This window comes from Desulfopila aestuarii DSM 18488 (genome assembly GCF_900143695.1).
Lineage (GTDB): Bacteria > Desulfobacterota > Desulfobulbia > Desulfobulbales > Desulfocapsaceae > Desulfopila > Desulfopila aestuarii.
This window is the reverse complement of record NZ_FRFE01000050.1, coordinates 1-22,451: the sequence shown is the minus strand read 5'-3', so window position 1 is coordinate 22,451 and position 22,451 is coordinate 1. Positions and strand designations below refer to the sequence as shown.

Annotated in this window: 15 protein-coding genes and 1 pseudogene; 7 read left to right on the top strand and 9 right to left on the bottom strand. The window is 45.8% G+C overall.

The genetic code is table 11. The features are described from left to right. Window positions 1–665: 665 nt before the first annotated feature. Entirely contained in the window at window positions 666–1,514 is an 849-nt protein-coding gene (locus tag BUF15_RS24835; protein ID WP_073616863.1) for a LysR substrate-binding domain-containing protein, read from the bottom strand. A 128-nt stretch (window positions 1,515–1,642) separates the two neighbouring features. Between BUF15_RS24835 and BUF15_RS24830 the strand changes: the two genes are divergently transcribed. Further along, window positions 1,643–2,578, top strand: coding sequence for a DMT family transporter (locus tag BUF15_RS24830; protein WP_073616861.1), 936 nt, complete (start codon window positions 1,643–1,645; stop codon window positions 2,576–2,578). Between the two features lie 586 nt (window positions 2,579–3,164). Here BUF15_RS24830 and BUF15_RS24825 read toward each other — a convergent pair. Continuing rightward, window positions 3,165–3,926 carry a GNAT family N-acetyltransferase gene (locus tag BUF15_RS24825; protein WP_084554567.1) on the bottom strand — a complete coding sequence of 254 codons (762 nt, stop codon included), beginning with the start codon at window positions 3,924–3,926 and terminating at the stop codon, window positions 3,165–3,167. A gap of 309 nt (window positions 3,927–4,235) precedes the next feature. On the opposite strand from BUF15_RS24825, the gene BUF15_RS24820 reads away from it, so the two are divergent. Both BUF15_RS24820 and BUF15_RS27930 read left to right on the top strand, forming a co-directional pair. Continuing rightward, window positions 4,236–4,394: a bacterioferritin-associated ferredoxin gene (locus BUF15_RS24820; protein ID WP_073616857.1), complete on the top strand. Its 159-nt coding sequence runs from the start codon at window positions 4,236–4,238 to the stop codon at window positions 4,392–4,394. A gap of 463 nt (window positions 4,395–4,857) precedes the next feature. After that, window positions 4,858–4,986 carry a transposase gene (locus BUF15_RS27930; protein ID WP_234981272.1) on the top strand — a complete coding sequence of 43 codons (129 nt, stop codon included), beginning with the start codon at window positions 4,858–4,860 and terminating at the stop codon, window positions 4,984–4,986. Between the two features lie 67 nt (window positions 4,987–5,053). Here the strand turns inward: BUF15_RS27930 and BUF15_RS24815 are convergent, their stop codons facing one another. Genes BUF15_RS24815 through BUF15_RS24800 form a run of 4 tightly spaced genes read right to left on the bottom strand, consistent with a single transcriptional unit; the run spans window position 5,054 to window position 10,276 of the window. Next, window positions 5,054–5,473, bottom strand: coding sequence for a GtrA family protein (locus tag BUF15_RS24815; protein WP_159441381.1), 420 nt, complete (start codon window positions 5,471–5,473; stop codon window positions 5,054–5,056). Window positions 5,474–5,513: 40 nt separating this feature from the next. Continuing rightward, the gene (locus BUF15_RS24810) at window positions 5,514–6,917 is read right to left on the bottom strand and encodes a sensor histidine kinase (protein WP_073616853.1); all 1,404 of its coding nucleotides are present in this window, start codon (window positions 6,915–6,917) and stop codon (window positions 5,514–5,516) included. Window positions 6,918–6,923: 6 nt separating this feature from the next. Next, a complete protein-coding gene (locus BUF15_RS24805) occupies window positions 6,924–7,595 on the bottom strand; it encodes a response regulator transcription factor (protein ID WP_073616851.1) in 672 nt (223 codons plus the stop codon). Continuing rightward, entirely contained in the window at window positions 7,592–10,276 is a 2,685-nt protein-coding gene (locus BUF15_RS24800) for a glycosyltransferase family 39 protein (RefSeq protein ID WP_073616849.1), read from the bottom strand. The genes BUF15_RS24805 and BUF15_RS24800 overlap by 4 nt, the downstream gene beginning before the upstream one ends. A 728-nt stretch (window positions 10,277–11,004) precedes the next feature. Between BUF15_RS24800 and BUF15_RS24795 the strand changes: the two genes are divergently transcribed. After that, window positions 11,005–11,241, top strand: coding sequence for a type II toxin-antitoxin system ParD family antitoxin (locus tag BUF15_RS24795; protein WP_073616847.1), 237 nt, complete (start codon window positions 11,005–11,007; stop codon window positions 11,239–11,241). Then, complete coding sequence (locus BUF15_RS24790) at window positions 11,242–11,559, top strand: type II toxin-antitoxin system RelE/ParE family toxin (protein WP_073616845.1); 318 nt, start codon at window positions 11,242–11,244, stop codon at window positions 11,557–11,559. A 307-nt stretch (window positions 11,560–11,866) separates the two neighbouring features. On the opposite strand, the gene BUF15_RS24785 is transcribed toward BUF15_RS24790, so the two are convergent. Together BUF15_RS24785 and BUF15_RS24775 are read right to left on the bottom strand one after the other, a co-directional pair. Beyond that, window positions 11,867–12,670 carry a substrate-binding periplasmic protein gene (locus tag BUF15_RS24785; RefSeq protein ID WP_073616843.1) on the bottom strand — a complete coding sequence of 268 codons (804 nt, stop codon included), beginning with the start codon at window positions 12,668–12,670 and terminating at the stop codon, window positions 11,867–11,869. A 260-nt stretch (window positions 12,671–12,930) separates the two neighbouring features. After that, window positions 12,931–14,538: pseudogene (locus BUF15_RS24775) on the bottom strand (sensor domain-containing diguanylate cyclase). Between the two features lie 773 nt (window positions 14,539–15,311). Here BUF15_RS24775 and BUF15_RS24765 point away from each other — a divergent pair. Together BUF15_RS24765 and BUF15_RS24760 are read left to right on the top strand one after the other, a co-directional pair. Further along, window positions 15,312–16,358 carry a sugar ABC transporter substrate-binding protein gene (locus BUF15_RS24765; RefSeq protein ID WP_073616836.1) on the top strand — a complete coding sequence of 349 codons (1,047 nt, stop codon included), beginning with the start codon at window positions 15,312–15,314 and terminating at the stop codon, window positions 16,356–16,358. Between the two features lie 18 nt (window positions 16,359–16,376). Further along, window positions 16,377–19,310 carry an ATP-binding protein gene (locus tag BUF15_RS24760; RefSeq protein ID WP_073616834.1) on the top strand — a complete coding sequence of 978 codons (2,934 nt, stop codon included), beginning with the start codon at window positions 16,377–16,379 and terminating at the stop codon, window positions 19,308–19,310. A gap of 221 nt (window positions 19,311–19,531) precedes the next feature. Here BUF15_RS24760 and BUF15_RS24755 read toward each other — a convergent pair whose 3' ends face one another. Then, complete coding sequence (locus BUF15_RS24755; RefSeq protein ID WP_073616832.1) at window positions 19,532–21,586, bottom strand: methyl-accepting chemotaxis protein; 2,055 nt, start codon at window positions 21,584–21,586, stop codon at window positions 19,532–19,534. Window positions 21,587–22,451: the final 865 nt, after the last annotated feature.

Genomic DNA, 22,451 nt, shown 5'->3' with positions numbered 1-22,451 from the left:
TTTATAGGTAAGTCGTTAACAGGCCAGATTGAATGGCTTTTGGCAATACCAATTGTCCTGACGGTGGTACCAGCGGCAGCTTTAGGTGGACTAATAAGTTGCAGGGTATCGACAACCTGCCTCAGGCGGCTATTGGCTGGTCTTATAGCAGCAGCCTCGCTCCGAATTTGGATTTCTGTATTGGTTTGAGTCGAAGATTTTGAAAAGTTTGCGAGACGATCAAAGGCTAGAGGGAGTATTCAAGCAATGAATAGTGACATCCAGTCCCAATCCATCGGTTAATATTACTACATCGAAGGTCAATTTATAGTACAAACACTATAGGTAAACACTGCTACTGTCCTGAAAAAATCAGTCGGGTTCATAATCCTAACAGCAAAAATGCAGTCTCTGACTGTCGATAATCTATGAGCTCATAATCGAATAGCAGGTAATGAGATTGACAAGCATGACCTTCTGACGCTTGCATGTCCTTATCTTTGGTTATCTATGATTTGCAGTTACTCTATTTTTGAACAATTCCATTTAAATAGACAGGTCTTTCCTGACAGGAAAAAGCTTAATTTGCAGGTTTACTTGCGTCGCTAATATTGCCAATACGTGTCTACACGTCTGTAATTCGTTCGATTGGCTTGCTCCTTTTGTGTGAGAAAGCATTGGCCTGTTTATGTTTTTTCACCAAATGATCTGATGATATGTTCCGAAAAACACTCGACAGTGTCAGACACCTTATCCTTGTTTTTATGCAGTGCAATGTTTGAGACCGGCAGTACTGGCAACCCTTTTTCCAATCCTATGATATTCAAGTCAGAGGGAATGTTGCTGCGAACGACAGGAGCTATTGCCAGGCCGGCTCTAACCGCTTCAATGAGCCCTGAAACACTCTGGCTAACGTATACAATTCTGTATTTTACTCCTTGCTTTTCAAGGGCATCAAGTGTCCAGGAGCGAAAAATGCATCCGTCGTCAAAAACAGCAAGGGGCAATATTTTATGCTCTGGCATAGCAAAACCTGGTTTTACAATCCAGACAAGCGGGTCATGTGCTATGACCTGTTCACTATGGTGAAGTTGAGAGCAGATTCCTAAGTCAAGTTCTCCTTTCTCAACAGCATCTTTAATTTTATCGCTGTTCTTGCATTGCATCTCAACCACAACATCTGGATAGATTGAAGCAAACCGAGACAACAGATCAGGCATAAATCCTGCATTATAATGTTCCGGAGAACCAAACCTTATATATCCTTCCAGATTCGGTTCGGATAATGCCCTGACGGCCTCTTCATGTTCTTTCACTATCCTGACGGCATGTTTTAACAAAACACGCCCTTCTCCTGTCAACTTTACGGTCCTGCCAACCCTCTCAAAGAGTTTTTTCCCTACTTCATCTTCAAGCCGTTTTATTTGCATGCTCACAGCTGATTGGGACTTATTGACTTGAATTCCTGTTTTGGTGAATCCTTTCACCTCTGCAAGGGTGATAAATGTTTTCAAATATTCTATCTGTAGATTCACAATTATCACACATTTAGATTTATTCTAGAAAAACTATTCATTGGACAAATAGTTTAACTGGAAATACGGTTGAGGTCAAGATAGACGGCTAAGTCAGAAATACGTTTTATTCGGCACAGGAGCAAATAATGAAAAATCATTCGAAATTTCTGCCACTGTTAGCATTTTGTACACTCGGCGTGGTTTGGGGAAGCAACTTCATTTATATGAAAATGGCAAGTGACTTGATAACGCCTTCGCAGATAGTCTTTTTACGTATCCTTTTCGGTTTCCTGCCGGTCATCATCTATGCACTCTATCGCCGATCACTTCGGATAGAGCATATAAAGTACTTCGGACATTTTTTTGTAATGGCCATGCTTGCCACTGCATTTTACTACTACTGTTTTGTTAAAGGGACATCACTACTGTTCTCTGGAGTGGCCGGGGCCGTGAGTGGGGCAATACCTCTCTTCTCTTTTCTGCTGGCGGTTCTCTTTATAGAGGAGGAAAAATGCAGAACCATCAAAGTCATCGGAATTTTGATCGGTTTTGCAGGTGTTGCAATAATTGGCAGCCCATCTGCAACCGAGTTGGCTGGAGCAAATCTCGAAGGTGTTTTTTACATGGCTGCGGGATCACTCAGTGTGGGTGCATCGTTCGTCTATGCAAAAAAGTTTATTATCCCGCTGAAAATTTCCGCTACTGCTTTAACAACGTATCAACTGGGACTTGGGTTATTGGTACTGGCCCTCTTAACAGACTACAAAGGCATGAACCGAATTTTCACTACGGTTCACACCTCGGTTGGATTGGTAGTGGGGCTTGGTTTGCTTGGTACAGGGCTGGCGTACATAATTTATTATTATATTGTTGAAAACTCAGGAGCGGTGGCCGCATCGTCAGTCACATACATTCCACCGGTAGTGGCTTTATTGATTGGTGCGTTGTTCGCCAACGAGCCAATTGGTCTTACTGATTATTGTGCAACTGCATTAATTTTTCTGGGAGTATTTCTTCTTAAAGGGGAGGGTACTCGATTTAGTATTTTACTGAATCGCGTACGTCATAAAGAGCAGCATTGAGGCTCACATTGCCAAATCGAAGGTGATGAACCTTGCCACCCACTTCAACAAGAGGTGTCTGCTGTTCAGAAAAACACTATTGCTTTCAGATACCTAACGATAAACAAAGTGATCAGAGATGAAAACTTAGTCTTTGGGAATCTATTCTTTGCAGTTACTCCATTTTGAGGCAATTATAAGTTGTTGGCCGATCCCAACATATCTGGAAATCTTCACAGGTGTAGACCAGGAAATGACGATAACTGCCAACGGCAACCTATACTCTGGCAACACGATACTGCCCCTCATAATCAGCTATTAATCCATCTAAAATTAAGGTTTTTTTGCAAAGTCAACCTAAACAGCCACCTGATACAAGTGTCTGTTTTCTTTATAATCGTGTGACTTATAGTTTGCAGGACGATTTCTGTGTACTTATTTCTCCGCCGGTTTTAATAGCGTACTTGGAAAAAGGATAGAATGGATTGTCTCTTGGCACTGAGTGTGATCCTGTCCAGAATTTGAGTATCTTGTCATCTCCTAACTGTTAAAGAATCTCACTGTGGTCAACTCTTTTTTATGACACCATTTTCTTTCTGGTAGATCGTCATCCATTTCCATGCTTAATGGCTGCTAATATTGGATTTTTATGTACACGGCTCATTTCTGTAGCCCTAAATTGACTAACCTGAGCAAAGTATGAGTCATATTCTGCCAATACTGATGGTCGCATCATGACCTTGCCACCTGGCATTTCAGTCAAGATTTTCTTTTGGATTAGGCTGGCAATCGCCGGGTCGGCAAGATCAACCTTTACTCCAGCAATCGCATAGTCAATAATAACATCGGCAATTGCATCTTTTTCAATTATTGATAGCTGTTTGAATGCTCGATGGAAACTAACTGCCCCACGTGGTATCCTATCAACTAGCGATTTTGCCACAAAGACTTCTTGTGGTATTCCCTCATGAAATAACTGGGGGTAGTTCCAAAAACCAAACCTATTGAAATAGGTCGGTAGTCCCACAAGCACAACGCCATTGCTACTCATTGACTCCAGTAAGGCTAACCCACTCTTCACCAGTGCTGTGCCTATTCGGCATCCTTGATACTCCGGCAGTACAGACACCGGGCCAATGCCATACCAATCTGTTGTTCCATCGGAAATCGTAACCGGTGATATAGCAATGTGCCCAACTACCTGCCCACCAATCTCACTCACAAGAGATATGGTCAGTGCGCCAGCGACTCGAAGATCATGAATGGTTAAATGCTCAGTTTGTTGACTGCAAGAATATTCTTTAAAAGCTGCTTTTGTGACCTCGGTGATAGTATCAATGTCTGATGGTTCTTCGTTTCGTATAATCAATTGAGAGTCCTTCCACATAATAACAGCATGTATTGCCGACAGGTTCCCCTCCTATACCCGTAATTACCTGCAAACAAACATCTGTTAAGCTAAAAAGCTTAACAGTGAAAATGGTGCCTGGCTAACTTTTTTCGTAACCAAGCTCGGTTTGATGTCAAGCTCGAGTCGTATTCCAATAAAAAATGATGCACCAAACAGTTACCACAATGGTTCGGAGGTATCACACAAATAGCATCATTCACCGGCAGGTGCTATGATGCGAAGAGCCTTCAGCTATCACAATATAAATTATTCGAAAGGTGCATCAGAATGTCGAAAGACCTCATTTGTTATTGTTTTAACTACACTAAGTCAGACATCAAAACAGATATTCTTAAAAATAAAAAATCCACCATTGAAGAGCGCATTAAGGTGGAGAAAAAGGCAGGAGCCTGTGATTGTGCGACTAAAAATCCATCAGGAAAATGATGCTTAGGTGATGTTCACCGTGTAGTGAACCAGATTTACAAAAAAGAAGGAATTGTCCCTCCTATCAACATTCCATCTATGTGATATAACAATTTGACATGCCTGCTGTTCGTCCATGTTTCAAATGAATGATCCAGCTGGCCTCCAGCAACCATCTGGTCAGTAAACACCTCAAGTAGCACTCCTCACTAATTGATTATCATTGCCATTACAAAAATAGGCAGAAAGGCCAATGGAGATTACCGTCGGCAACCAAATATAAAGCGCCAGGCTGCTCGGTATCTCCCCCAACCTGCTCCGAAACACGCTGGAAGAGCAGGATCGCGACTTCACCGTGGAGTTCCTAGTAACTAGCACTTATCATCCTGAATTTTTAGTAGCCTACTATCTGCGAGCAATGATCCTACCCCAAAAATGAGGACACACAGTTAAGCCACTGCTATGAAAATGTCAGGAGGACGACATGAGTGTTCAACAAAGAAGACAATACGATCCAGAGTTCAAACGTCACGTAGTTCTGATCACTGAAGAACCAGGCCGTTCAGTACCTGAGGTTAGAGAGAATTTAGGCATATCGGTTGATCTGCTTTAAGAGAGGCGACGGTAACTACCCCACCAAGGCGAAATAGCCTTTTCTGGGCAAGGCAAAAATTCTTCTGTCAAACATTAGGTCTAGTGGTGTCATGGAAAACTAGTTGATTAGATGTCGTGTAGTTGATGATCCACGCACCGAGAATCCCTAAGGCTTGAGCTGGCAGATACCAGATGCCAAGTCGCACGAGGGCGAGAGTAATACTAACATTAACGACCAGGCTGAAGAGGGCAATGAGATGGAACCGTACGAACCTGTTAAGAAGAGAACTTTGTAGTTGTCGTGACCCGAAGGTCCAGCAGTTGTTTATGAAAAAGTTGTGAATAATAGAGACTTCCGTTGCCATAAATGATGCATATCCGGTAGGTGTTGCTGTCTTCTCAATCAGAAGAGCCATGATGGCGAGGTTGAGGAGGGTGCCGAGAGCGCCGACAGCACCGAATTTGACGGAGCTGGGGAGAGTGGCAGAAATACTGGAAAGGCTCATCGGCATCTATATTAATGTTTGGTTCTGTTGGTTGTTCAACTCAGACCAATGTCTCATGGGGCAGCATGACGATAAAAGTGGTTGTGCCCGTGCCACTCTTCACCTCAATGCTTCCTCTATGCATCTCGACAATTCGTGAGGCGATAGTCAGACCGAGTCCGGTTCCACCAAACGCCTGTGAACGTGATTTTTCCACCCGATAGAATTGCTTGAAAATATGCTTGAGTTCATCGGGCGGAATAATTTTGCCGCTGTTGGAGATCTCGATGACCGCCATGTCTCGCTCTTTTCTTGTGCTGAGGTGTAGCGTTCCGTTTTGGTTCAGATTGTATTTGATGCCATTATCGATGAGGTTGATGAAAAGTCGCTGGATCTTTTCCTGATCCGCTGAAATGGTGAGCGGGTCAAAGCTTGTAGTGACCGTAATCCCTCCGGATTTGGTAATTTCTGTATAATCTTCGAGGAGCCGGTTCAACAGCTCAGGAATATCCACAGCGGTACGAACCAGTGTGTCTTCCTGCTCAAGCCGGGCAATGCTCAGGAGGTCTCGAATCAGTTTGTTGAGCCGCCGCATGGAGTGGAGCTGTTTTTCCAGTGAACTCCGAATTTCCGGGTCGGGGTTAGCTGCGAGCATCTCTTCGTGACCCAGCATCAGGATGGTCAGTGGGCTTTTCATCTCGTGGGCAGCATTGCCGATAAATTCCCGCTGGCGGAGAAATGAGTTTTCTAATCGGTCGAACATGGAGTTCAGCGAAGACGAGAGCGCGTGAAGTTCATCTTTGCTTTTTCCCAGAGGGATTCGTTCGTGTAGCGAGTTTTCCCGGATTCGCACGATTCGACGGTTGATTTCAGTTAGGGGCTCCAGCATTCGGCCCGCCAGCAGGTAGGCGGCAATGAAAATGAGGACAATAGTCATGGGGACGGTGATTTCCATGTCGACAAGGATTTCCTGCAATTCGGCGTTCAGCAGCAGTATCGGCTTGCCGATCTGCACTATGAAGGTTGTTTCGCCTATCCGCTGGCGGAAGGTTCTGACTCGCAGTTTGACCGGATGGCCTTTCAGCTCCTCCTTTTCCGACTTGGGGATGCTCAGGAAATTTTGTGAAATGGCAAGGGTGGCAAAATATGGAGCATGTGTAGGTGCCGGAGCAACCGAGCTAATTTTTGCCATCTCAGAGGCATAGAGTGTATCACCGCTCTCTGTAAAAACCCTGAGCCAGTAATTATTCATCGGAAATCCCGGCGGAGTAAGATGTGGCAGTGGAGTGTGGGTTTCAGTTTTTGTCAGCTGGGCAAAGAGAGCATCTGCCCCATCCGCCAGTTCATAATCTATCAGATCATACATTTCCTCTCTCAGTTCGGTGTAGAGATACGCTGAAAAAAAGATCACCGAGAAGAAGGCGGCAAGGGAGATAAAAAGGGTGAATTTTGCTCTGATCTTCATTGCTGATCAGTTCTCCAACCGGTAACCGAAACCGCGGACTGTTACAATAAGGGCTGGTTTGCCCCCTGCTGAGATTTTCTTGCGAAGGTTTTTTATGTGCACATCAATGAAATTGGACATACTGAACGGATCAAATTCGTCTCCCCAGACATGTTCAGCCAGGGTGAATTTAGAGACGGCCCGGTCTTTATTGTGGAGCAAGAATTCGAGAATGCCAAATTCCTTGGCGGTGAGCGGTAAAACCTTTCCGTCGCTGAGTACTTCCCTGGTGTTGGTGTTGAGCTGAATGTGGCCCGCCTCAATTATTGGGCTGGCGGAGGTTGAGCGCCTGAGCAGGGCCCGTACCCTGGCCAGGAATTCAGCGAGGGAAAATGGTTTGGCAAGATAGTCGTCGGCGCCAAGGTTCAATCCTATAACCTTGTCACTGATGTCGCCCTTGGCGGTGAGCATCAGTACCGGGGTCTGGATTCCGGCGGCCCGGAGTTCGGCCAAAACTTCAAGGCCATTGACATGGGGCAGCATGATATCCAGCAGGATAAGGTCATACCTGTCGTCCCAGATTTTTTCCAGCCCTTCTTTGCCATCCGAAGCGGTTACCACCGTATAGTGCTCTCTGGTCAGAATACTTGTCAGCCGTTCAAGAAGATCCGGCTCATCTTCGATTACAAGGATATTCATAGCATCGAGTCCTTTTCGGTCAGGCTTGGGGATACTTCTGCCTTGGCAGTATAACGTTTTCCTGTGCCGGGTAGTGAAAAGCTGCCGACAGCATCGTTCGTTGTGTCAGGAGAGTACCATGTTAGCAGACGGTAGTAGTAGCGACCAGCTTTTTTCCCTTTCTTGGTGACCGTGAATTCGCCGATGTCGCCAAGCTGGCGGGCATGACGTCCCAGCCGCTCGGTGGAAAGTCTTTCTTTACTCTGTGAGATGACAAGTATGTCTTTACTGGCTGCAAGGGTCGGTGGATGCCAGTATGTATACATCAACGAGTTTCTGCCAAAAAACTGTCCGGCAGTGGTTTCATTTACGATCTCATCTCGCGTAACGGCATCGTGATGTTTGCTGCGGTAAAAGGCAAGACCGCTTGCTAACCGGTAATGGTCGAGGCCGGCCACCAGAGGACGCTTGCCCTCGGCCTGGTTAATGGCTGCAATCGTTGTATCCACCTGGGTGGCAAGATCGTCCCAGCCTAAAAGAAAGTTCCGACTGTTCCCATAGCTGAGACCTGGCAGACCGAGTGCACAGTAATGGAGCAGGGCCCCATAGACGAGTACAAACACCATGAGTGTTCCCTGCCAGCTACTGGGAAACAGTTGGCGAGGTGTGCGGCTTCTGTACATGGTATGGGCCATGAAGGGCAGCAATGCCAGCCAGAGGGGGCCAGTCCAGTTGAGTTTTACCTGCCGGGAGAGACTGACCAGAATGAAGACCAACAACGGGAGGAGGGTCATGGTCAGAGCGAAAGCATGGCTGCGGCGAACACGGTTGTTGGCGATAGTTGATCCTATCATGTGGTGTAGCAGGCTTCCGGGCTTTATTACGGCCAGGACGGCCAGAAAGCCTGTCGGGGTAATAAGCACCAGGATCGAAGCCAGCAATTCGGGCAGGTCGAATCGGGCTGAGCCTTCAAGACGCCCTTTGCTCTGAAAGAGAAATGAGGCCCAATCATGCTGAAAATTCCACCAGATTACCGGGGAAAAAATCAACAATGCCAGCAATGCAGTCAGGTATGGTTCTCGTCTCTTCAGCCATTGTCGCGACGGCTTGTCGAACAGCAGAAAGAGAAAAATCGCCGGTCCCAGAAGAGCTATGGTGTACTTGGAGGTCATTCCCAGTCCCAAAAAGATTCCAGCCACATACCAGCTATTCTTTTTTTGATCGATAAGGGCTCGATATAGGAAAAACAGGGCGCCGGACCAGCAGGCAATGAGCGGCGCATCCGGAGTGATGACCATTGCTACTCCGAAAAAAACAGGTAGCACTGCTACCAGGATGAGAACCATAAAACCGGTTCTGCGGTCAAAAATCGTTTCCGCGAGCCGATACGAGAAAAACGCCGTAATGAACCAGCAGAAAAACGCCCCGGAACGAACACCAAACTCGGTATCGCCAAAAAGCAGAGTACCAAGATGGATGAGAAGAGCAACCATTGGTGGATGGTCAAGATATCCGGGCGCCAGATGCTGCGCGTAGTTCCAGTAATATGCCTCTTCCTGAATCAGTTCTATATTACCCATGTAGACCAGACGGAGCACAACCGTGTAGCTGATCAAAAGTGAACCGAGTAACGGCCAGTTGATAGCGTCTTTTCCTTTCCTTTTCCTGCTAAGCAGAATGGCCGGAACAAGGCTGAGACCTGAGAAGATACAGAAAAGGGTGGCAAAGAGTGGTAAATGAATGGTCTGCAGGGACGGGAGGCTGAGGAACCCACCACGGAGAAAGAGCAGCATCATACAGATAGAGATATATGGCAACAGGCTGATAGGTTTTTCAGCATTTGAGGCGAGCAGTTTGCTCAGACTGAAATAGAGAACGGCGGTGAGTAAAAAACTTGATACGTTGCTGAGGTCTAGATCAAAGCCGAGATTGGTTGCGAGGTTAAAGCAAAAGGCGTCAAACAGACCTGCAAGAAGGGCCAATGTTGTCAAAAGGGGGATGGCCGACCGGTTGAGTTGGCCAAAGGTGAGGCGCGAGAGCTGACGCAGATAGGTGGCAAGAATTGGGATATTCATCTTAGAAGAACCCTGCATGCGATCAGCAAAAATGATCGGCACTTCCATCACCCTGAAGCCGTCTGCTGCCGTGGCGATCACTTCAAGGCCCACCTTGAATCCGCTCAAATCGTGATCGATAGCAGTGAGATATTGCTTTCGAACAGCAAAAAATCCGGCGAGGGGATCACGAACACCGGTAATGCAGCTGGCAGGGAACGAGGCGATGCGAGAGGCGATGCGGCGGGTTAGCGGCCAACCGGGTGTTTGTCCACCTCCGATATAGCGGCTACCAATGACCATGTCGTAGCTGTTGGTAATGAGGGGAGCTAGTAGTCGCGGGATTTCTTCCGGTGGATGACTTGCATCTGCATCCATTACCACGACCAGATCACTGTTCGCTGCGCGAGCCCCGGTAACGACGGCTCCAGTCAGGCCCCGTTCATCTTCCCGCTGGATGATTCGAACATTGAGGGGGCCAGAGTATGCTGCTATCTGTTCGCATGTACCATCCTTTGAGCCGTCATCGACAAAGATGATTTCCGGTGTGAGTGCGGACTGCTCTGTCATGGCGGAAATGCGTTCCAGCAGAGACCCGATATTATCAGCTTCGTTGAGGGTTGGGATGATAAGGGAGAAATCCTGCATGTAGTCTTCACCTTGCTGTTGTGTAAAAGCGATACCGGTACAATACTTGTTGTCGAAAATGCAACTGGGCACAGGTCTGGAGAGAAGAACAGACTTTGTTCTTCAAAACTCAGCGTTATGATTAGCAGGGGGAAGGTGAAGAAAGAGTGAAGCGAATGAGGGCAATGAGGTAATGGCACCCGTGAGTAAACTTCAGGTGAGTGAGTGTTTAGGCTTTACATTTTATACATTGTACCGATCGTTGGGAGATGCCCAAGGTATCTCTCTTGAGCCTAGTGTCATCGAATACAAACCTTTCTACTGAATGTAGGGAGTTCTGCTTTTTCAAATTCCTAACAGCATATATGTAGTCTCTGACTGTAGATAATCCGTGAGCTCATGATCGAATAACAGTTAATGAGATTGACAAGCATGGCCTTCTGACGCTTGCATGTCTTTATCTTTGGTTATCGACAGTCTGTAGTTGCTCCATTTTTGATCAAATCTCTGTGCTTTGGTGATCCGTTCTGAACAAGAAAAATATTAACCGGGGAAGGCTGGGGTGGATTTGGTACTGCCAGTGGTAATCTCATTTTATTTATGAATCCTGATGCAATATGCACTGCTGGATGCCAGGCATTAGCTCCTCACTTAGGGGATCTCCAAAATCAATTCACCTCTTGCTATTGGCAAAATTTGCCATAGATGCTATATTTTGGGTAAAGCTATTAACCAAAGGAGGTACTTTAATGGCGACCCTAAACATCTCAATGCCCGATGAAATGAGAGCTTTTATTGAGTCCCGTGTAAGTACGGGAGAATATCAAAGCGCAAGTGATTATATGCGTGATCTCATCAGGCATGACCGTGAAGAAACAGAGCGACTCTTGGTTGAAGGACTGGAAAGTGGAACTTCACAGCCACTAGACATGGCTACTTTGAGGAAAAAGGCACAAACCTTACTCAAACAAGAGCAAGCTCTTTAAATGGCCTCTATTCTTATAACGCCAGCGGCGGAGAATGATCTCATCAACATTTGGCTTTATATCGCACGGGATAATCAGGACGCAGCCGACCGTGTTTATCAGGCCGCTGAAGAAACCTTTGAATCCCTACTTGCAGCACCGCAGATGGGTACCTTGTACCAAGCTAAACGGCCACGACTTGAAGGAATCCGTTTCTTCCCTGTCAGCAAGTTTAAAAACTATATCATCTATTATCGGGAGCACCATCAAGGCATAGAAATCGTCCGCGTTCTGCACGCCCACATGGACCAGAAAAAGCATTTGGAGCCGGAAGAATAACCAGACACTAAACAGGTGCGGGCACACAGCCGATTATATGGTGTCCACACCTGTGTTGCATGCAGGCTTTCAGCCGAAAATTGTCTTTGGTAAGTTACTGTCTGCTGTTACTCCATTTTCGTCAATTTCCAATGAAATGCCGTGGACTGCCCTCTGGAACAATTGGAACTTGCACCTTTACTTAAATGGTTAAGATTGCCATTAGCATTCTGGTCAAATCTTTTCCACAAGATTTAAAAGCGTTGAAGAAGGAATCAGTTTAATAATAGTATCCATTTTTACTTATCCAGGTCATTCCGATAAATCATTATTCGGTGTACTCAATATACCGCTGCAGGTGCTTCTTCAACAGTTTTTCAGGAACCCCCTTACTGTCCTCCTCCTTGAGCCGTTCGCTTACGTAACCAACCAGTGGGGCGCAGGCAGAGCGTTTACTAAAGCCGAAATGGATGTCGAGCGTTGAAATAGCCGGTGACAGAGCAATTATCTCGTGTTTGAGCGGATTCTTGGCCAGATGTGCCTTGCCGACGTATTCACCAGTGACGAAATAGTCGATCCGAGCGCTGTCTAGTTTTTTATAGTTTTCGAACATTGTGGGTGCGTCCTCGATGGTAAGTTCTTTGCGCCAGTATTCATCAAATCCCCCGCCAAAGGTGTCGCCCCGGCTGATCCCCCCATTGAGTCGCTTGAGATCTTTCCAGGATTTGAAAGAGAATTTATCGTCTTTACGAACAAATACCACGATCGGGTTTGGGAAGGCCCGGTGTGTAGTAAAAGTGAGGTATTCGGAACGCTCCGGCGTGATCCGGAGACTTACCAGAAGATCGATCTTCCCCATTTCTGCCATAAACATAGAACGTTTCCAGGGGTATACTACGGCCTTCAACGGAAGCCCAGGAGGCATGACGCTCTTGAGCAGTTCGATGCTTGCCCCGTCAAAGCTGTCACTGCCAACACTCCAATCATAAGGGGGATACTGGGGATTGGTAGAATAGATCACCATCTTGCACCCCTCAGGAATTGCAGCGTTCTCGGCGGCGAAAAGCATAGTCCTCATAAAAGTAAGAAAAAAACAGACTGCAACTGCGACAAGGATAAATACTGTTCTCATAATGTTTTGTCCTCTTGGTTGCTGGTCAGTGACACTCTTTGGTAATCGCTTCCTTACGGTTGCTTCATTTCTAATCAATTCTCAATATTTAGCCGGTCCTACCCTGTCAGAAAACATCGTCATATTGGCACTCTAGCGTCAGCTTGAGGTTGCCAGTTTTAAGACCTGTTGTTCGGTGAGAGCTAGGTTCTTTTGCCATCATAATCTATCGAAATAATTTCATCCTCTGAGTGCCAGGCAACCGATAGAATTCTCTCCCTTCATACTTGAATCCCCTCGGTACGGTTTCTTCCCTTCTCTTTGGCCCGGTAAAGAGCTTCGTCTGCAAGGTTGATAAAATGACGGAGAGGAACTGCTTTGCAGTCGGTGAGAGTGCAAACACCGAGACTGACAGTGACCCAGGGGGCTACCGTTGAATCTTCGTGGGGGATGTTAAGTCGCTAGATGTTGGTACGAATTCGTTCCGCGATCTGACAAGCGGCATCATGAGAATTGTTGGTCAGGATTGCTATGAACTCCTCGCCCCCGTATCTCGCGGCAAAGTCTGAAGTACGGTGAAGCGAATCGGAGAGTGTGCGAGCCACCTCTTTCAGGCAGTCATCTCCGGTGGGGTGGCCATACCGGTCATTGAACCTCTTAAAAAAATCAATGTCCAAAATGATAATCGAGAGAGGTATGGTACCGCGAGTGGCCAGGTCGTATTCATGAAGGAGATATTCATCGAGTTTGCGGCGATTGGCAATCCCGGTCAACCAGTCCCGATTGGAGAGATCCGCTAGTTGTTGGGTGCGCTCCTCAACCTTACGCTCAAGGTTGAGGTTGACTGTCTCAAGTTCCTTGTTGGTTCTGCTAAGATCGGCCATATACAGTTTGATCTGGATGAGCATTTTGTTGAAGATGGTGGTCAGGCGACCGATTTCGTCACCACGGGAGGTGACGATCTGTACATCGAAGTTTCCATCGATCACACGTTCAGTGGCACGGATTAGGTCGGTGATCGGTCGCAACAGGAGTTTGCTGTACCAGAGCGAAATACAGACCGCGAAAATGAGAATACAGAGCGCAATTAGCGCTAGTTGTTTTTTCATTCGTTCGATGGGCTTGATCAGTTCATCTATGTAGACACCGCTACACACATACCAGTCCATCGGTTTGAAATATTTATAGATGACAATCTTTTCCCGCGGCGCTGACTCCCCTGGATTTTTCCAGGGATAGATGATGGTTCCATTTTTATTCTTGATGATCTCCTGAATGAAGTGATTTCCCTGTGAGTCGACTGAGTCGTAAATGCTGGTTCCTTCAAGTTTTGGGTGGATAACCAGCTCCCCCTGTGAATTCATCACATACATATATCCGGTTTCACCCAGAACGATGGACAGAATGTTGTTTTTAAAGTCGTCGACATTCACTAACGAGGTGAATTCCGACTTGTAAGAGGAGACAGAGATAATAGCTTTCCATTTGTCGAAATACGACATGTAGAGCACTTTCTCTCTGGGAAAAGGATCTGATGGATTTTTCCAGGAATACTCCATGTATCCGTTTCTTTTGTCGATCTGTTCGTTTATGAACGTATAATTGGATAGATCCGAACCCTTCAAGAGCGGATGTACCAAAAGGGTGCCGTCAGTATCGACGACATAGGTATAGCCGGTTTCACCGATGGTCTGGCCTAGGAAGATTCTCTCGACTTCCGCCTTGGCTGCGCTCTCGGTGATTTCTCCAGCTTCCACACGTCTGAAGTACATTTCCATCGTCTTCTTGTTTTGTTCAGCAATGGCTCGCAAATGGTTCCTGATCGAAGCATTGATTGTCGAGTCGATCAGATTGTACGTTGAATCTGTCAGGGTGCGGAGGTTGGTCATGACCAGATCGATATTCAGCTTATTGGTGATCCGGTAACTGATGATACCAACAAGGCATATGCAGAGAACACACAAGGAGATGAAAAGAATCAGGATCTGAGTGGAAAAGCCGATGGGTAGCTTCATGTCGCCGTATACTCGTCGTAAACTGGAGTATGATGACCTGTTTTCGCCTTACCAGGCTGTTGAAAAACAATTTTACAGAGGAATATCGTCTGTATTCAGAAAATTCACAGATTCAAAAAAATGACTCTAAAACCAGAATGGTAATTTCTATCACAAATTTGCTTGTGTTTTTCAATATCCTGCTCGAGGCTATCAAAATTTCCATTAGTTAGCAAGATTCATGGCAGAATAGGGCGAAACGGTTGAATAACAACAGTGTGTTTTGGGTGGAAAAGAATAACGGTACAACTTGTGTGAAATATGATTTTCCATCAGCATCTTTTCAGAGGAAAAATGGATGCGAGGTTTGGTTGCAACTTCTTTCATCCTGAAACTACCTACACTGCCTCTAACTATAGCCATGACACACTTGGCGAATCTTTCGAAGAGCATGATGTGAGAAATTGCGTATGTTGACTACCCACCTCATACAACACCATGGTTTTAGTGATAGAGTTATAACCAATCGCTTGAGGCCCCTTATTTCTTTAGGAAAATATCAGACCAGCTAGACACTGCAAACAGCGATTGATACAATGTAGAGAGTGGGCGGATACCTAAACAGGAACGTGGCTTTTATCACCCAACGATACAAAGGAGTGCCCATAATGAAGAAAATTGCAGTTCTGTTCTTTTTCTTTGTTCTCTTTTGCGTAAGCGCAGTCGTGGCCAAAGAGTTCCGGGTTGGGGTTTTGTACTGGTCAATGAATATCCCTGGGCAAGTGGCCATGCGCAATGGTCTAGAAAACGAACTCAGCAGAATAAACAGTAGTGCTGCTGCAACAGGTGAGGCCACCGTGATCCTTGATGCCCGTGTAGCCGGTGATGGCAATATGGGCATCGAGAATCAGATTAATCAAATGAACGATTTGATTGAGGCGGCTGTAGACCTTCTTATCGTTCAACCCACAGACAATGCAGCTCTCTCAGGCCCCCTTCGGAAAGCCAATTCGGCTGGAATCCCTGTCATCGCCTATGACCAATATATCAGCGGAGGAACACTGACTGCATACAGAACATCTGACAATTATCAGGCTGGATACCTTGATGGCGAATATATCGCCTCTCGTTTTGCAAAAGAAAAGGAGATCCAGATCATCTTAGTGGAGTATCCCCATGTCTCTTCGACGGTAGAAAGAGTTAATGGTTTTCTCGATGCACTTAATAAATCGGAGCAAAAGTATAGGATTGTCAAGACCTACCAGGCTATTGAACCAGTGTCAGGAAAAAAGGCTGGTGAGGATATTCTCCGGGATTTTTCTAAAAAAGGGAGTGTCGATGTAGTCTTCACTGTAAACGATGGTGGTGGTTTGGCTGTGGTCGATGTTCTCGCCTCAGCCGGTCGCTCCGAAATACTCGTAGCCACTATAGATGGCGACCCTCTCTCGATTGAAAATATAAGAGCCGGAAGACTGACAGTAATCGATTCAGCACAATACTGTGGTCCTCTTGGCGCTGAGACAATGAGAGCAGCCTATTCCGTCCTTCGGGGAGAGAAACCTCCGTATCATGCTCTTGTTCCCGTATTTCCAATAACCACAGAGACCTTAGAAAGGTACCATGGCTGGGCCGGCCCTGTGGCTGAAGATTTCATCAAACCTTGGAAAAGCTCGTCTCCTGAGTGGCAAGGGTCACTCAAGGTAGTACATCAGTAACAACGCCCAAAGGAGTGTATGGCAACAAAAACACAAACAATCACTCGCCAGGTTGGCAGAACGAGATCGCTGGCTTTCGGTCTGGTTATGCTGGTGATCATGTTGATCGCCACCTCAATTTCTGGATATTTTTCTTATAATCTCCAAAAAAGTGAAGAGAATAGACTGGCTGGCACCATCGGCACCATTCTCAGTGAATCGATCAATCGAATCAGTTTTTCAGGCAAGTATCATTCCCGTATTCTCCTCGAAGAGATGCAGAAAAAACTACCTGAGCTTGCGTATATATCGGTCGAAACGCTCGACGGAATCGTTGAAGCCCATACAGACAGCACCCAAAACGATACACCGATAACCCAGGAAGAGAGAGATCTCAATCATCACGCAATTGACGGCGATACCACAGTCATAACCGAGAAGACCATTAATGGTGTGGCGGTAAAAGAGGTTTTGGTACCCTATCGAACTGGACTCAGGTTAGAGCCGTCAGGAGTTGTACGCATAGGGATCAATGTCAATGAAGCCCGCAGCAAACAACTGAGCAATTTATTTATCCATATCTTGATAATTATCGCCCTCACCATTTCGGCGGTATGGATCATGGAAATGCTCAGCCGACGTTTCAGCCGACGCCTGAATGAATCAGAGCAGGCATTGCGCGAAAGCAATGATTTGTTCACGTTATTCATGCGTCATTCGCCCTTCTATGCTTTCATCAAGGATGTGACGCCTTCAGAGAGCCGCGTACTGCAAGCAAGCGATAACTATCGACAGATGATAGGCATAACCGGCAGTGATATGGTTGGCAAGACCATGGCTGAGTTATTTCCTGCCGACCTTGCCGCAACAATTACCGCAGATGACTGGGCAGTCGTGAGCAACAATAAGGTTCTGCAAGTCGACGAAGAGCTGAATGGCCGTAGTTATACATCGATCAAGTTCCCTATTATTCAGGGTGGGAGGACACTACTGGCTGGTTACACCATTGACATTACCGAACGTAAAAAATCAGAAGATCTGTTGTCTTACTCCAACTCTTTGACCACTGCTGCTTTGGAGTCAACACCCGATGCCATCCTTGTTGTTAAAAGGGATGGTAAAATTGCTCGCTGGAATCAGAAATTCGTCGATCTCTGGAAGGTCCCTGAAGGACTACTGGATACTACCATTGATGACCCGGTACTCCAGCATGTTACTGCCCAGATGGCCCAACCTGAGACTTTTCTTGCCAAGGTGCTTGAGCTTTATGATCATCCGGAAGATTCGAGTGTCGATACGCTCTTTCTTGCCGATGGTCGCGTTGTCGAGCGCTACTCGCAACCACTTCAAATCAAGGATGAAATTGTTGGTAGATTCTGGTCTTTTCGAAATATCACTGAGAGAAAGCGCATGGAGGACGCGTTGCAGGCAAGTGAGTCTCGACTTTTGGAGGCGCAAAAGATGGCAGATGTGGGAAACTGGGAGCTTGATGTCGCTACGGGTAGAATCTGGGCCTCCGACCTTGCCTATGACATGTATGGCTTGAAACCATCACCGGACAACACAATTGAACTCTCCAAAGTAAAAGACTGCACAGTTAACAGAGAAATAGTACGTCAGGCAATGGTCGATCTGATTGAAAAAGATGAGCCATACAATATGGAAATCGATGTGGAGCCAGCAAATGGTAACGAACCTCTGAGCATTCGTTCTATTGCGAAATGTATTCGGGATGAAGAAGGTCGCCCTGTCAAGGTTGTCGGTGTTATCCAGAATATAACCGAGATGAAACGCGCCGAAAACGAAAGGCTCAAGCTTGAAGCCCAACTCCAGCAGGCTCAGAAAATGGAACTCGTCGGCCTCCTCGCTGGTGGAGTTGCGCATGACTTTAATAACATTCTCGGGGTGATCATAGGTCATGCGGATTTAGCGATGGCCCCGTTAAATCCTTCTCATCCACTCTTTGCTCATCTAGAAGCAATTCGTAAGGCCGCAAATCACTCAGCTGATATTACCAGGCAATTACTTGCCTTTGCACGCAAACAAACCATCGCACCTAAAGTGATAAGCCTCAATGAGGCAATAGAAGGAACACTCAATATGCTTCGGCGACTCATCGGAGAGGATATTGAGCTCACGTGGCGACCCGGAGAAAGCCTTTGGGCAGTTAAGGTCGATCCGTCACAGATCGATCAAATCTTGGCTAACTTATGCATCAATGCACGGGCTGCCATTTCTGGGGTTGGTAATATAACTGTTGAGACGTGTAACTGCACAATGGATGATGGGTATCTCTTGGGTCAATCTGATTTTATTCCAGGCGATTATGTACGGATCTCTCTGTCCGACAATGGCTGCGGCATGGATCAAGAAACTCTGTCCCATATATTCGAGCCATTTTTTACTACAAAAGGAATTGGCAAAGGAACGGGGCTCGGTCTGGCCACCGTTTATGGCGCGGTCAAGCAGAATAGGGGCTTTATCAACGTCTATAGTGAACCGGGAAAAGGCACATCTTTCACCATCTATCTTCCAAGACATAGCGGAAAGGCAATAAATGAAATTCATGAGAGTACAGCAGAACAGGTTGTCGGTGGCAACGAAACCATCCTTTTGGTGGAAGACGATTCCGCAATCTTAAACATGACCACGATGATGCTGCAAAGCCTAGGCTATACTGTATTTTCTGCAACTTTTCCCAGTGAAGCTATCCGTCTAACTGACGAATTTTCAGGCAAAATCAACCTACTGATTACTGATATGGTCATGCCCGAAATGAATGGCCGAGATCTGGCCAAACATATTCTAGCAAACCAATCTGGCCTAAAATGCCTGTTCATGTCTGGTTACACTGCCGATATAATAGCCAATCAAGGCATTCTTGATGAGGGTGTGTGCTTTATTCAAAAGCCTTTTTCTAGGAACGAACTTGCCAAAAAAATCCGTTCGATACTTGAACTGAAAGGGTCATAGAGAGCAGACAGTCCGATTTGGAAAGAGATACGATTATTCATACATCATTGCAAATTCTCAGGTTGCTCAAGCATATCATATAACGCCGTCAGCAAACACGCAGTTTCTACATTTTACCTCCGCTCACTGAAGGGAGTGACGGTGGGCAACAACTGAAGATGACACAGAATTCTTCCCAACACTCCTTGGTTGCACAAATGTTCAGGTTACCTTTACTGCAGTTAAATTTTAAATTTTGAAACAATCATAGTAAGTCTTTCTGCGAGTTGCGATAGTTCCTCTGCAGATCCCCTGACATGTTTGCTGTTTTCCTTCACCTCGACAGAACGTTCCTTAACCTGCTGGACACCGTCGCTCATACTGAGAGTCATCTGACTGCTGCTAGCGACATTCTCATTTATTTCAGAGATCCCTTGAGAGGCCTGGGTAACGTTATTGACAATCTCATTAGTGGTAATCGATTGTTCCTCGACAGCGGTAACAATACCATTCACTATCTCATTCACTTCATTGACGATGTTGGTTATTGCCTCAATATCATTAATGGTACTATTTGTTCGCAACTGGATGCCGTTGATGGCGTCCCGAATTTGCCCGGTGGCCTCGGCCGTTCCTTTAGCCAATTCTTTAATCTCGTTGGCAACAACGGCAAAACCCTTCCCTGATTCGCCTGCACGGGCTGCTTCAATAGTGGCATTGAGGGCGAGTAAGTTAGTTTGCTCAGATATCTCAGTAATCGTCTCAGTGATAGATCCAATAGATTTTGCAGCATCTCCTAATTCTTTAATGCTTTCGTAGGATCGTTTTGAATTTTGAACAGCTTTTTCTGTGGTAAGTCTTGCTCTCGCACTGTTTTCCGCAATCTCTTTAATGGTAGTCCCCATTTCTTCTGAGGCTGAGGCAATCATATCAAGATTCGTTGTCGATTCCTCCATTGCCGCTGATACCGAACCCATGTTGTCAGAAACTTGTTGAGCATTGGATGATGCATCATCAGCAATAGTTGCTGTCGATTCAGCATTGGCAACCATCTGATCTGAAATTGTCGCGAGTTCTGTTGAAGCTGCTGAAAGAGATTCCGAAGACCTGATAATATCTTCAAGCATCTCTTTGCCTTTTGAGACCATGATGCCGAGTGAGTTGGTCAATTGACCGATAGCATCGTCTACCTGTGAGGAGAAGCCAATGGTGTAGTCGCCATCACCTACTTTAACCGCTTTTGCAGCAAGATCCTTGAGTATAACGTTGATCGACCGCACCATAAAGACGGTTATAAGAATCGCTACAGCGATGACGACAAGTCCCACCACTAGGCTATTCCGCAACATTTTGACATCGAGACCTGCAACTATATCGACCCTGTTCATACCGACTGCTAGAGTGACACCCCATTTATCGATGAATTTTTTGTAAGTGACTTTCATAGTACCTTTCCATTCATAGTCCACCAGACCATCTTCAGCAGATTTCAGAACAGGTACTAGCTCAAATAGTTTATCCGTAGACTTAAGGGTGGGATGTATTAGAGGCGAGCCCTTTTCATCATAGATAAAAAAGTATCCATTGCCGATTTTTGTTTCCGAGACAAGCTTTCTCACCTGATCGGAAATCATCAACTGCCCCACATAGATAGCACCGACGATCTTGTTGCTTGAGTCTTTAAGTGGTTTATAGGCCGTGAGATACCAATCGTTGACAACGAATGCTTTACCAAGAAAAGTTTCACCGTTTAATACTGCTTTGTAAACTGGGCTGTCTGAAGGAATGTAGGTACCTACTGCTCGATTACCATCGGCCTTTTTTACAGTTGTCGCAATACGCAGGAGTTTGTCGTCCACGAGTTGGAAGATGGTCGATGAGCAAGTAGTTAAACGTTCGATATTGTCAACAATATCTGTATTTCGGTTGAGAGTGGTAGTGCCGGCGACGAGGCTTGGGATTGTTTGCTGTGTTGCATTTTGTGTTACCTGATTTATCAGACTTTGCTCGATCACATTCGCTTGATCTAGATCAAGAGGACCGTTGGAATTGATATCTTTCTCGAGAATTATCAGATCAGCGACAAGTTCTTTTCGCAGTCCCTCATCGAGTGCGTCAAGTGAGTGATACAAGGCCGAGTGAATATTTTCAATGGCACCTTCACCTAATGTATACAGGCTTTGCTTGGACATCTTGACAGCATTCCAAGAGGTTACCAATATCGAAATAACAACCACAGAGAGCATTGCACTGAAAAGTTTTGTTGTGAACTTGATATTTTTTAGGTGTTTCAGCATATAAAATCTCTCTCCTTGAAATCTGATGGAGGCCTTGGAATAACAGCAAGAAAACCTTTTTTGGGTCATCTTGTCTTAAGTCTATTGGCAAAGTTATGAGCTTTGCAAGGCATTTCATCGTTTCCACATTGTGGCACAAATAAATGGCGTCATGTATGGGAAAATTTTGGCTGAAATCTTTTATGTAGGTTGCGGTTGTGCTACAATCCGTAATTGCGGTGGTATCGGGAAGTTTCTTCCATCGCCTGTAAATGTCTCCGCCGATCATCTATTCCCATTTCTCATCACAGGTACCTGATCAGAAAAGGTGTCAACTCGGACATGAGACGCAGTTTATGGTTTGATCAAAATCATAAGGCTTGCTCTGAAACGATCGATAAAGTGGAGGTGAATCGTTCATAGTGGCAAACCAACCTTTCTCGAAGACTCAATTCGTAGTTTATCTTATTCCTGAGCCAGTCAGCACCCTTTGCCAGCCATTTCACATCATGGTGTATACTTCAGTTAGGGCATATCGCTCTAACAACCCCAACCCAGGAGGTGCACCATGAAATTATCCCAGGCAGTCGATTTCCATCTGCAGTATCACCGGACCAACTCCAAAAAAAAATACCGTCAAGACATGTGAGTTTGTCCTCAACCGTTTCACTGCTCGATTTGGCAAACGTGATCTCGCCAGTATATCCCAGGAAGAAGTCCTCGAATTTTTGCTCTCTCTGACGAAAAACAACAAACAGGCGACCAAAAGGAACAGATACTCGGTACTCGCATCTTTCTACAACTTCATTATCAACACCGGCCACCCCGCACTTGCCAATCCCTGCAACACATCTGTGATCAGAAAAATCTTCAAGCGTCCCCAAGC